Raw genomic sequence first — 11,996 nt, forward strand, 5'->3', positions numbered from 1 at the left:
TACTATTCATAATTGTTCTTAAGCCTTTGGACAGACAGTTTTTTAAACGCTTAGTCCTTTATCGAAACCATGCGGAAGAGGCTCCTCCTCTTGGTCTCGCTCGGCTGGATATTCAACTATGCCCACAGAATGGCGATCCCTCCCCTCATCCCCATGATAAAGGCCGAGCTGGGAATAAACAACGCCGAGGCCGGGCTCCTGATGACCGCCCTTCTCCTGCCCTACGCCCTTGTCCAGGTTCCTGCGGGCTACTTCGGCGACAGAATCGGCAGAAAACGTCTCCTCACCCTCAGCATAATCGGCTATTCGCTCTCTTCGGCCCTCATAATCTTTGCCCGGGGCTACTGGGACCTCCTCGCTATCCGGGCCGTCTATGGAATCTTCTCCGGCCTGTACTACGCCCCCGCAACTGCCCTGATAAGTGAGGTCTATCGCGAGAGAAAGGGCTCCGCGCTGGGCGTCTTTATGGTGGGCCCACCCGTCGGCAGCGGGATAGCGCCTCTGATAGTCGTTCCCATAGCGGTGAACCTCGAATGGCGCTACGCCTTCCTGGTGCTCTCCGCGCTGAGCACGGCGATCGGAATCGCACTGGCCCTTGCTGTCCGGGGAGAGGTGTCCAGGCCCTCCCGGGTTACGTTCTCCATCCCGCGGAACGTTTTCCTTCTCAGTGCGGCGAACTTCATAGTCCTGGCGGCTTTCTTTGGTCTCCTCACGTTCCTTGTGTCCTTCCTGGTGAACGCGGGGGTCTCCCTTGAAACTGCGTCCCTGCTGTTCTCCCTTCTCTCGGTTATTGGAATCGCCGGCTCGCTCGTTGGGGGCGGACTGTACGACAGGATTGGGAGGCGCAGCGTGGCTGTGGTCTTCGGCCTCAACGCCCTCCTCACGCTCCTCCTGGCTGTGACGGCATCCCCGTGGGTTATCGTCCCGCTGGGCATCACGTTCTACTCGGTCGGCGCCATAGTCACCGCCTACACCTCTGAAAAGGCCACAGGAGAGAACCTCGGTTCTGTTATGGGCTTCGTCAACATGGTGGGCTTCTTTGGGGCCACGGTGGGGCCCTATCTCGTCGGTCTCCTGATAGATCACTTCGGCTACGAGAAGGCTTTCCTGTCGATACCCGCCATGTACATGCTGGCGTGGGCGGTCGTAAAACTGGAGGAAGGTATGGAAGGAAGAAAAGAGGGACGGCTCAGCCGTACATGACTTCGTGCATCGCTATCTGCTGGGCGAGCCTCTGCTCCGCGCCGAAGACCTTCTCGATGGCCTTCATGAAGTCCTCCTGGGTGACGTACTCGCGCCTCGCCCTTATGGCGAACATTCCTGCCTCGGTCGCTATGGCCTTGAGGTCCGCACCGCTGGCTCCCTCCGTCATCTCCGCTATGACGCGCAGGTCGACGTCCCTGAGGTTCATCTTCCTCGTGTGTACTTTGATTATCTCCAGCCTGCCGCGGAAGTCCGGGAGCGGGACCTCTATGAGTCTGTCGAACCTGCCGGGCCTCAGCAGAGCCGGATCGAGGATGTCCGGCCTGTTTGTGGCGGCGATTATCTTGACGTTGCCCCTTGGGTCGAAGCCGTCCATCTCCGCCAGGAGCTGCATGAGGGTTCTGTTGACCTCCCTCTCGCCGCCCGTGGTTTCGTCCATCCTCTTCGCTCCTATTGCGTCTATCTCGTCTATGAAAATTATGGTCGGCGCCTTCTCCTTGGCGAGTTCAAACAGCTCGTGGACGAGTCTGGCGCCCTCTCCTATGAACTTCCTCACGAGTTCGCTGCCAACGACGCGGATGAAGGTCGCGTTGGCCTCGTGGGCCAGGGCCTTGGCCATGAGGGTCTTTCCACAGCCGGGTGGACCGTAGAGGAGAACCCCCTTCGGCGGCTCGATTCCGACCTTCTCGAAGAGCTCCGGGTGCCTGAGCGGAAGCTCTATTGCCTCCCTGAGTTCCTGCAGCTGTTTCTCGAGGCCCCCTATGTCCTTGTAACTGACAGTTGGTCTCTCGATGACCTCAAATCCGAGGACGCTTGGGTCTTTCTCGCTGGGGAGGAGCTCCACGACGGCCATCGTCCTCTGATCGAGGGCCACCCTCGAACCCGGCTTAAGGTTCTCGCGCTCGATCCATGGCGCTATCCTGACGACAAAGCGCGGTCCGTTGAAGTTCTGGACTATCGCCCTGTCCTCGTCGAGCAGTTCAAGAAGCGTCCCCGCGAAGGCCGGCGGCTGTCTGAGCCTGGACATCTCCATTCTCAGGCGGGAAAGCTCTCTCTCCAGTCTCTCCTTGTCGGCTTCCAGGGTTCTCACCTGGAGCTCAAGCTGCCTTATGCGTCTCTTCAGATATATGACGTAATCATCGTACTCGTCCGTTGGTTTGATATCGACGTTTTCAACGCTCATAACCTTTCACCTCTCACAATTAAGGTTTCTGTAGAAGGGTCTTTTTAACTCTATCCTTCCCAAGAGGGTTGGCGGGGCGATTTATATACTTGTTGGTACAAAACGTGCGGATTCTCCCGACATCTCTTTGAAGTAATCCTCCGGTGGTTTAATCTGCGAAATTCTTATTAACTTTAAACGCGGAGTATAGAAAGGCTGTATCAAGGGGTGGGTTGTAATGAGGGTGGAGATAAAGTTCAGGCCCGCGGAGGAGGGCACGATTCTGCCGTTTAACTACAATTACGACGTTTACACTCAGCTTGTGGCTAAAATGGCCGTAGTTTCCCCTGAAATAGCCAGGGAAGCAGAAGTGAGTCATGTTGACTACTTCACATTTTCCCGCATAATGGTGCGGAAGCGCGAGCTCATCCCGGACAGGGGGATTAGGGTTCTCTCGGACGACGTCTCGCTCTACATCTCGTCCTCCTCGAACGAGCTGATAAAGGCGGTCGTTGAGGGCTTCATCGACAGTCCGATTCTGCAGATTGGGGACGCCACTTTCATCGCCGATGACATAAAGGTTCTCAAGGAACCCCGGATAAAGGAGAGCGCCCTGTTCTCGACGCTGAGCCCGATAATGGTCAGGACGGTTAAGCTGAGCGGCAACCGGATGAAGATATGGGACCTCTACCCCAACGAGGAGAGCTTCTTTGACAAGCTCCGCAAGGTAATGCTCATGCGCTATTCTGCCATAATGGGGGAGATGCCCGAGGAGAGGGACTTTTCAATAGACGTTGTCAAGTTCAAGCCCGTCAGGATACTCGTTAAGGACACATACTACCGCGGCTCGCTCATGATATTCCGCTACACCGGCTCCTCCGAGATCGCCCGCTTCGGCTATGAGAACGGTTTTGGGGAAAAAACGAGGTACGGCTTCGGGATGGTCAAGGTGATAGATGAAGAGCAAGAACCAGAAGCCCGAGAATGAACTCTATCCCCCAGACTATCGCGACGAGCCTCGGCTCGTTCACCCTGACCGTTCTCATTATCGTTCCCAGAAAGCTGGGGTACGGCGGTGCCCTCAGCGTCCCGTCGGGCAGGACTTCCGTTCTTCCATGTTTCCTGACCCCAAACCTAACTCCAACCGCCTTTATCACGAAGTCCAGAAAGTGCGGGACGAGGAGTATCGCCGCGTAAAGTTCGACCTTTCCGAGTATTCCAACGAGCCCAATCAGCGCCCCAATGCTCAGCGTTCCGGTATCGCCTGGGAAGACCCTCGCAGGGTAGCGGTTCCACCACAGGAACCCCAGGGCGGCGCCGAATCCCGCCAGCGCCAGACCCCTGGCGGGTCCGTCGGTTACCACAGCCAGAAAGCCCAGGGCCACGGCGGAGGTTCCAATCTCAAGGCCGTTGAAGCCGGCCAGCAGGTTCACCAGGTTTGCCGAGCCCGTAACGAAAAGCACCGCGAAGACGGGGTAGAGGATTCCAAGATCGATGGTGTGGCCGAGGATGTCTATCCGCGAAGATACCCCGAAGAACACAGTCGGAACTGCGACCAGGAGGGAGAGGGCCACCTTGTGGGACTGTCTGAGTGCCGTCAGGTCGTCCACGATTCCAACGACTCCGAAGAGCAGGAATACAAGGAGGGCCCGGGCGGTTTCGGGATCGAGGGACGGTGCCAGCGCCAAGGGGATGCCAACGAGGAGCGCCAGTCCGCCCATCTCGGCAACTTCTGGCCGGTCGAGCTTGTGTATGTCCCTTCCGATGATGCCCGCTCGCTTCAATCTCCCCGCGAGGTAAGGGGTGAGGATGAGCGTCAGGGTTAAACCTATAAGCGGAGCAACCTCTATCATATCCAGGCACCCTCTGCTTGTAGGAACGCCCAAAAAATAAACCCTTCGGTGGACGGCATGGACGTAAGGCTCGTAGTCTTCGACCTCGATGGAACGCTCGTTGGTGCTCCAAAACCCTTTACTCAACTCAAGGAGGAGCTGAAATCCAGGCTCCTGGCCGAGGGAATACCCAGGGAGACCCTCGGGGACCTCACTCCGATGTACGAGAGCCTTTGGAGGATAGCGAGGGAAATGGGCAGGGACTTCGGAGAGCTCTATTCTCATATGGTGGAGCTTGAAACCGAGCGCATATCTGAGAGCTTTCTCTTTGAGGGCGTCAGGGAAACCCTGGAGTTTCTCAAGGAAAGGGGTATCCGGATGGCGGTGATGACCCGCAGCTCCAGGAAGGCTGCCCTCAGGGCCCTTGAGATGCACGGCATAGCTGGATATTTCAGCGTGGTGTCCACGCGGGACGATGTCCCCCCAGGGGAACTTAAACCGAACGCCGGTCAGCTGGGGCGGATAATCGAAGCCCTCGGCGTTGAGCCGACCAGAACCCTCGTAGTCGGCGACCACGGTTACGATATACTGCCGACGAAGAAGCTTGGAGCGCTCTCGGTCATGATAACCTCTCACGAGTCCGGAAGGATGAGCTTCTCCGTCGATGTGGAGCCGGACTTCGAGGTTCCAACGATGGAGGAGTTCAGAAGTCTAATTGAGGCCCTTCTGGACACGTATATCGTCGTCCCTGCCTACAACGAGGAGCGCATGGTGGGCACCGTTTTGGAGGATCTGCTGCGCTACTTCAGGCGCGACGAGATAATCGTTGTCAACGACGGCTCCCGCGACAGGACCGAGGAGATAGCCCGCTCAAAGGGCGTTCACGTTCTCACGCACCTGGTCAACAGGGGGCTCGGCGGTGCCCTCGGCACGGGCATCGCCTACGCACTCAGGAAAAACGCCCGGCTGATCCTCACCTTCGATGCCGACGGTCAGCACCTCGTGAGCGACGCCCTCCGCGTAATGAAGCCCGTTGCAGAGGGTAAAGCGGACTTCGCGGTCGGCTCCCGCCTCAGGGGCGACACCAGCCAGATGCCGTTTGTCAAGCGCTTTGGCAACTTCGTCCTCGACGCGATAACAGCAGTTTTTGCCAGGAAGTACGTCAGCGACAGCCAGAGCGGACTTCGGTGTTTCAGCCGCGACTGCGCGGCCAGGATAAGGATAACCTGCGACAGATACGCCGTTTCGAGCGAAATCATCATTGAGGCCGCCAAAAGCGGGTGCAGAATAGTTGAGGTTCCAATAAAGGCCGTCTATACGGAGTACTCGATGAAAAAGGGCACCAACATATTTGAGGGCGTTAAAATCGCGCTCAACCTGCTGTTCGATAAGCTGAGGTGATGGATATGTATGCGGTTCAGTACATAGCCATAGCGGTCGTCCTCGTCCTGATGGTATACGTCCTGGGCAGGTACGGCCGCGGGGAGTTCGAGTGGGGCGACTTTCTCTTCTGGGAGGCCATTCTCATCGGTCTGCTGGTAGTCTCGATATTCCCGGTTCAGATAGCCAACGAGATCAGGAAACTCCTCGGCCTTGGGAGGGGTCTCGACGCCCTGTTCGTCATAGGAATCGGTCTCTCCTACATACTCATCTTCAGGGTGTACCTCACGGTCGATAAAACCGAGCGGGAGATAACCGAACTGACGAGGAAGATAGCGATAGAGCTTGAGGAAATAAACAGAAGGCTTGAGGAGATGGAAAAGAAGCACTAAACCCTGAACTCCCCAAAGAGTTCCTCCAGAAATGCCTTAACGCGCTCCTTTGGCAGTTTGAACTGTCGTATTTTCACTATCCCCTTCCTCTGGGCCTCCTTCAGCAGAATCTCCGTCGCTTCGTTGGGGTACATCTCCTCGTAGACTATCTCCTTTATTCCGGCGTTTATGACTATCTTGAAGCAGATGTCGCAGGGGAAGTGGGTGACGTAGAGCGTTGCCCCCTCGAGGCTTATGCCTTTCCTGGCCGCCATGGCTATAACGTTCTGCTCCGCGTGAACAGCCCTGTGGCAGTGTCCATCGACTATCAGGCAGCCGGCGTCGATGCAGTGATCCATTCCGCGCGGGGCCCCGTTGTATCCAGTGGCCAGGATGTAGCCGTCCTTGACGGCGACGGCCCCAACGCGGAGCCTCGGGCACGTCGCGCGGAGCGATACGAGCTTCGCTATAAGCATGAAGTACTCGTCCTTGGTCGGCCGTATCCGCTTTATCCTGTCCGCCTTCTCCCTGTCCAGGAAGATTTCAACCGGCATGGTTCATCACTGCATGCGCTTATTGAACATGTTGTTTCCGTCTATCTCGATGATGATCCGGAATATCCTTTCATCGTAGCTTGGGTGGGTCTCGATTATTTGAACCTTCTGCTTCCTCTCGATTGATGGCTCGATGCTCGGGAGCACGCTTGATTTGATGCCGACGCGGAGGTCCTCGTAGTACTTCAGCTCCTCCAGGGCGCGCTTGAGGTTCATCGGTGTGTCGAGGAGCCTCAGGGCGGTCTCGTCCGCCTGGAACTCCCGCTCCTTGTGGAAGTTCGCGCGGGTCACCTCATAGAGACCTAGGAGCGTCAGTGAGGCGGTACTGATAACCGGGCTTCTGGTCAGGAGCATCAGGACCACTGTGAACATCACCATAAGGTACCTCCCGTAGGCAAGAACTGGGAAGGTCCTGGTGTCGCCGTTCTTTATGTGCCCCAGCTCGTGTGCGGCCACCGCCAGTATCTCCTCCTGATCGAGGACTTCGAACAGGCCGAGGGAGAGCACTATCGTGTTCTTGAATGAGTACGCGGTGGGGATGTACTCGTCCAGTATGTATACCCTTGGCATCGGCAGGCCCGCCTTCCTGGCCATCTCTGCGATGCCGTCGTAGAGCCAGGGCATCTCGCTCCGCTGGAGGGGAACGTACTCGCCCTTGATGTCGTGGGTTGAGGCCCACACGTAGAGCGCCAGCACGGTCCCGAAGGCCACCAGCGATATTTCGAGGCCTAGTTCGGCCAGTGCTATCACTGCCAGCAGGACTTCAAGGGCTATTACGATGAACAGCATCGTCATCACTTCTTAATCTTGGACAGGTAAGCGTAGGTCGCCTCCTTGAAGTTCGTCATAAGGGCATCCAGTATGCTCTGGACAACCTTTTCTTCAAACTCCTCTCTGGTGGCGGTTATAGCGTAGACGTACCTCATTCCACCCCTTCCCTTCTCAACGCTCCTCTTGAGCAGCCCTCTCTCGCAGAGGCGGTTCATGAGTATGCTTATGGTAGAACGCCTTATGTCAGGGTGCTTCTCCTTCATGTACTCGTAGACCTGGCCGGCCGTTGCCACCTTGACCTTCCACATGTGCTCCATTATCTCCGCCTCGAGCGGCGGGAGAACGGCCTTCATTCCCTCCTCGGTAAGCTTGAACTCGTGCGGCTCCATGTTACCACCATCCTTCCCTAATGTATGATAGGGTGTCGGGGCTAAAAAGTTTTTGTGCACTTGGGTACCACTGTGTACAGTGCTCCATTTTGGAAAGAATTAGATTTTTAAATCCCTGCCTGGAATAACTATGGGCATGGGCCGGTGGCTTAGCATGGATAGAGCGTCGGCCTCCGGAGCCGAAGGTCGCGGGTTCAAATCCCGCCCGGCCCGCCATTCAGCCCTTGCTTACGCAAGCGCTGGCGGAAGGAGTGCGTGCAATTTTAAAAATGCTTGTTTTCTATGTGGTTTACTCGTCAATTGGCAGTTCTACAGTATTTCACTCCCCACAAGGCGTCCTTCGGACGCCGGAATAAAAGCGAAACTGCTCAAGAGGCTAGTTTTGTTGGTAAACTCTCCTTTATAAGCGAATTTTAGAGTGCACGCTTTATCTTGCGACAGTTTAACAGAAAGGGGACTTTTGATCAAACTTTGTTAAAGGATTGTGATTCCTTTCAACGCTGATTCCTTGAGAAGGGAGTTTTGGGTTTAAAGCCTGCTTTTGAAACTTGGATTATCCGCATAGGTTCTCCTCGTGAGGGTTCAACTCCAACCCGCGCTCCAAGGGAGCGCTAAAGCTCTGAACCCTTTTTAAACAAGCCCTGGAAAGCAGAATCCAATTCTATCAAAAGGGCAACATCTATATAAAACCACTTCGAAACCAGATTATGTAAAGAGAATCACTGACTTTGATGAAACTTTGTCCAGCAAAGTTCCCTTGGTCAAGCTTTGCACGAGCAAAGGTTGCTGGGCGGCTCCGCCCATACGTCCCCGAAAACTTCGCCTGCGCGATGTCGAGCTTTGCTCGATTCAAGGGGTGATAGTCCCGTTGAGTTTGATTAATGTTGATGATTTTTAGTTTGCTTCTTAACCCCAATCCTAACCAGAGAATGGCTCTTGATAGTTCTCCTTTGGCGGTGCACTCGGCTGGATTTTGCCTGCCAGAGGGTGCCCTCCGGCCATAACCTATTGCCCAATAATGTCCACCAACCGTTATAAGGGGTTGTTTAAAACTTCGCCTTTAGGTGTCGGATATGGAGGACCACCACCTTTTCGATTTGTCGGACTACAAGGTTTTAATCCCCAAGAAACCGGACCTTAGATACCTCTACCTTGAGATAACCAACCGTTGTAATCTCCGCTGTGAGATGTGCTTCAAGCAGTACTGGGAGGACCCCGAAGGCGATATGGACTGGGAGCTTTTCATGAAGATACTCGACGACGCCGAGGAGCTCCCTGAGCTGGAGATGATATATTTTGGGGGAATTGGCGAGCCCACCGTTCACCCGCGCTTCATGGAAATGGTGAGGGAAGTCAAGAACAGGGGATTTGCGCTGGGAATAAGCACCAACGGCTTCCTTCTAACGGATGAACGCATAAGGACGCTTGTTGAAATTGGCCTTGATCTGATATACTTTTCAATAGACTCCATCCCAACCCAGCCCGTTGATATAGGCCACATAAAGCCCGACTACACAAGCTCGCGCATAAGGAAGATACAGGAGGTCAAGAGGGAACTCGGGAGCGATGTTCCACACATAGGCGTTGAAGTCGTTGCCACGAAGGAGAACTACCTGGAACTGCCGGAGATAGCGCACTACGTCGGCTCCCTCGGTGTGGATACACTCCTGATCTCCAACCTCATACCCATCGCCGAGGAGCATGCGGAGTTGATAGTCTACGACGGGAGCGTTGACATGAAACCAATCGTTGACAAACTCGAAGCGATCTATCACGGCTACCTTCACAAGATAGCCGAGTTCTCCCTGAGGACGGAGCGCAAGTGTGAGTTCGTTGACAAGAAGGTTGCCGTAATTCGATGGGACGGTGAGGTCGCCCCGTGCTATCGCTTCCTCCACACATATCCCGAGATCGTTTTTGGAAGGAAAAAGCAGGTTTATGCATATTCATTTGGGAACGTCAGGGAGAGGAGTCTGAAGGATATATGGACGAGCAGGGAGTACAGCTGGTTTAGGTTCGTTGTTAAGAACTCCCTCTATCCGAGCTGTACGGATTGTCCCCTTAACGAGTCCTGTTCCTTCGTTCAGGATACAAACTATGACTGCTGGAGCAACACACCAAGCTGCGCGGACTGCCTCTGGTCAAGGCGTATAGTTCTCTGTCCGATTCCTGAGAAGGGCATGAAGGGATTCTGGTGAGGTCGTTCCATCGATATCGTGCATTGAATTCACCTTTCCCTGGAGAATTTTGTTAAACAGAAGGAGTTAATTTGTTCATCAATGTTGCATTCTTTTGCTTTCGTCAAATTTATTAACATCAATGTACAAAAATGTTTCCAAGAACTGCTGGAGGCTTCAAAGTATGTTTGCGTATTGGGGAAAAATTTTGAGAGTGAACTTGACAAACGGGACCATAAAAGAGGAGCATTTTGACGAGGAATTCGCGAAGAAATGGCTGGGAACGAGGGGTTTTGGCATCTACTATCTCCTCAAGGAGATGGACGCCACCGTGGACCCGCTGAGCCCCGAGAATAAGATTGTATACGCCACCGGTCCACTGACCGGCACTACCGCCCCGACCGGCGGAAGGTACATGGTCATAACCAAGAGCCCACTGACGGGTTACATCGCCATGGCAAACTCCGGCGGCTTCTTCGGTGCGGAGCTGAAGTTCGCGGGCTGGGACGCCATCATAGTTGAGGGCGCCTCTGACCACCCGGTTTACCTGTACATCAACGATGAGAGCGTTGAGATAAGGGACGCGAGTCATCTCTGGGGCAAAACCTCGAGCGAGACTGAGGAGGCACTCAAAGAAGAAATCGGTGACAAGAGGATTCGTGCGGCGCTCATCGGACCGGCCGGTGAGAACCTCGTCCGCTTCTCTGCCGTTATGAACGACGAGCACCGCGCCGCCGCTAGGGGTGGCGTTGGGGCCGTCATGGGGAGCAAGAAGCTCAAGGCCATCGTCGTCCGCGGCCACAAGCGCGTCGAGGTTGCCGACAGGGCGAAGTTCACGAGCGTCGTCAAGGAGAAGACCGACAAGCTGAGGAACGACCCGACAGCCGGAGGAGGGCTGCCGAAGTACGGAACGGCCGTTCTCGTTAACATCATCAACCAGAACGGTCTGTATCCAACGAGGAACTTCCAGTACAGCCAGTTCGAGTACGCGGAGGAGCAGAGCGGTGAGGCCATGGCGGCGAAGTATCTCATCAGAAACAAGCCGTGCTACGCCTGTCCGATTGGCTGTGGAAGGGTCAACAAGCTCCCAACCCTTGGAATAACCGAAGGGCCGGAGTACGAGAGCATCTGGGCGCTCGGAGCACACAACGGCATAAACGACCTCGCGAGCATAATCCACGCCAACCACATGGCGGATGAGTACGGTCTGGACACCATAAGCCTCGGTGGAACCCTCGCAACGGCGATGGAGCTCTACGAGAAGGGCATCCTCAAGCAGGAGGACCTCGGAGAGGAGGCGCCCCCGTTCAGGTGGGGCAACAGCGAGGTCCTTCACTACTACATCGAGAAGATCGCCAAGAGGGAGGGCTTCGGAGACAAGCTCGCCGAGGGCGGCTACCGCCTCGCCGAGATGTACGGCCACACCGAGTACTTCATGGGCGTCAAGAAGCAGGAGCTTCCAGCGTATGACCCGCGTGGAGCAGAGGGACACGGCCTCGGTTACGCCACCAACAACCGCGGCGGCTGCCACATCAAGCAGTACATGATCAGCCCTGAGATTCTCGGCTATCCGTACAAGATGGACCCGCACGACATCGGTGACGAGAAGGTCAAGATGGTCATCCTCTTCCAGGACCTCACGGCTCTAATTGACGCCGCCGGACTCTGTGTGTTTACGACCTTCGGACTCGGCGCCGATGACTATCGCGACCTGCTGAACGCCGCCCTTGGCTGGGACCTCTCGACCGAGGAGTACCTCAAGATAGGCGAGCGCATCTGGAACGCCGAGAGGCTCTTCAACCTGAAAGCCGGCCTCGACCCGCTCAAGGAGGACACCCTGCCGAAGAGACTGCTTGAGGAGCCCGTCAGGAACGGGCCGAACAAGGGCCACGTCGTCAGGCTACACCTGATGCTTCCGAAGTACTACAAGTTCCGCGGCTGGACCGAGGACGGAAAGATAACCGAGGAGAAGATGAAGGAGCTCGGAATCGAGGAACTCTGACCCAGTTATTGCCTTTCATTTCTTTGTTGGGATTTTTATCCTGCGGAACTTATGTGCGTAATGTAGTGTTAATCTTGTAAATCCACTTTTTTGTTGTGATTTTTTCGTCTCACAACTTACGATTTGTTGTATTTAATGTTTACAAATAGATCCAG

General features: G+C 55.2%; 11 protein-coding genes and 1 tRNA gene. 7 read left to right on the forward strand and 5 right to left on the reverse strand.

Annotated features, from left to right (window positions below; all coding sequences use genetic code 11):
- Nucleotides 1–69: 69 nt before the first annotated feature.
- Nucleotides 70–1,203, forward strand: coding sequence for an MFS transporter (locus tag FPV09_RS10345; RefSeq protein ID WP_148883344.1), 1,134 nt, complete (start codon nucleotides 70–72; stop codon nucleotides 1,201–1,203).
- On the opposite strand, the gene FPV09_RS10350 is transcribed toward FPV09_RS10345, so the two are convergent.
- The gene (locus FPV09_RS10350) at nucleotides 1,190–2,386 is read right to left on the reverse strand and encodes a proteasome-activating nucleotidase (protein WP_058939597.1); all 1,197 of its coding nucleotides are present in this window, start codon (nucleotides 2,384–2,386) and stop codon (nucleotides 1,190–1,192) included. The two genes, FPV09_RS10345 and FPV09_RS10350, sit on opposite strands and share 14 nt — an antisense overlap.
- 217 nt (nucleotides 2,387–2,603) lie before the next feature.
- On the opposite strand from FPV09_RS10350, the gene cas6 reads away from it, so the two are divergent.
- Nucleotides 2,604–3,353 carry a CRISPR-associated endoribonuclease Cas6 gene (cas6, locus tag FPV09_RS10355; RefSeq protein ID WP_148883345.1) on the forward strand — a complete coding sequence of 250 codons (750 nt, stop codon included), beginning with the start codon at nucleotides 2,604–2,606 and terminating at the stop codon, nucleotides 3,351–3,353.
- On the opposite strand, the gene FPV09_RS10360 is transcribed toward cas6, so the two are convergent.
- Nucleotides 3,310–4,218 (reverse strand): MraY family glycosyltransferase, encoded by a 909-nt coding sequence (locus FPV09_RS10360; RefSeq protein ID WP_148883346.1) that lies wholly within the window; start codon nucleotides 4,216–4,218, stop codon nucleotides 3,310–3,312. The genes cas6 and FPV09_RS10360 overlap by 44 nt on opposite strands.
- Before the next feature lie 57 nt (nucleotides 4,219–4,275).
- Here FPV09_RS10360 and FPV09_RS10365 point away from each other — a divergent pair, with 57 nt between their 5' ends.
- Nucleotides 4,276–5,598, forward strand: coding sequence for a glycosyltransferase (locus FPV09_RS10365; protein ID WP_148883347.1), 1,323 nt, complete (start codon nucleotides 4,276–4,278; stop codon nucleotides 5,596–5,598).
- Between the two features lie 5 nt (nucleotides 5,599–5,603).
- Nucleotides 5,604–5,969 (forward strand): DUF2304 domain-containing protein, encoded by a 366-nt coding sequence (locus FPV09_RS10370; protein ID WP_148883838.1) that lies wholly within the window; start codon nucleotides 5,604–5,606, stop codon nucleotides 5,967–5,969.
- Here FPV09_RS10370 and FPV09_RS10375 read toward each other — a convergent pair.
- From FPV09_RS10375 to FPV09_RS10385, 3 genes are read right to left on the reverse strand one after another with little or no spacing between them, the layout of a single operon-like run.
- The gene (locus tag FPV09_RS10375; protein WP_058939592.1) at nucleotides 5,966–6,502 is read right to left on the reverse strand and encodes a deoxycytidylate deaminase; all 537 of its coding nucleotides are present in this window, start codon (nucleotides 6,500–6,502) and stop codon (nucleotides 5,966–5,968) included. The genes FPV09_RS10370 and FPV09_RS10375 overlap by 4 nt on opposite strands.
- A 6-nt stretch (nucleotides 6,503–6,508) precedes the next feature.
- Entirely contained in the window at nucleotides 6,509–7,291 is a 783-nt protein-coding gene (locus FPV09_RS10380) for a M48 family metallopeptidase (RefSeq protein WP_148883839.1), read from the reverse strand.
- 5 nt (nucleotides 7,292–7,296) lie between these two features.
- Nucleotides 7,297–7,662 (reverse strand): BlaI/MecI/CopY family transcriptional regulator, encoded by a 366-nt coding sequence (locus tag FPV09_RS10385; protein WP_148883348.1) that lies wholly within the window; start codon nucleotides 7,660–7,662, stop codon nucleotides 7,297–7,299.
- A gap of 138 nt (nucleotides 7,663–7,800) precedes the next feature.
- Here FPV09_RS10385 and FPV09_RS10390 point away from each other — a divergent pair.
- From FPV09_RS10390 to FPV09_RS10400, 3 genes are all read left to right on the forward strand, one after another.
- Nucleotides 7,801–7,878: transfer RNA gene (locus FPV09_RS10390), tRNA-Arg, on the forward strand.
- Nucleotides 7,879–8,735: 857 nt separating this feature from the next.
- On the forward strand, nucleotides 8,736–9,860 hold the full coding sequence (locus FPV09_RS10395) for a tungsten cofactor oxidoreductase radical SAM maturase (RefSeq protein WP_148883840.1): 1,125 nt from the start codon (nucleotides 8,736–8,738) through the stop codon (nucleotides 9,858–9,860).
- Between the two features lie 163 nt (nucleotides 9,861–10,023).
- A complete protein-coding gene (locus FPV09_RS10400; protein ID WP_148883349.1) occupies nucleotides 10,024–11,841 on the forward strand; it encodes an aldehyde ferredoxin oxidoreductase family protein in 1,818 nt (605 codons plus the stop codon).
- Nucleotides 11,842–11,996 lie beyond the last annotated feature (155 nt).

The sequence above is a fragment of the Thermococcus aciditolerans genome (genome assembly GCF_008152015.1).
Classification (GTDB): Archaea; Methanobacteriota_B; Thermococci; order Thermococcales; family Thermococcaceae; genus Thermococcus; species Thermococcus celericrescens.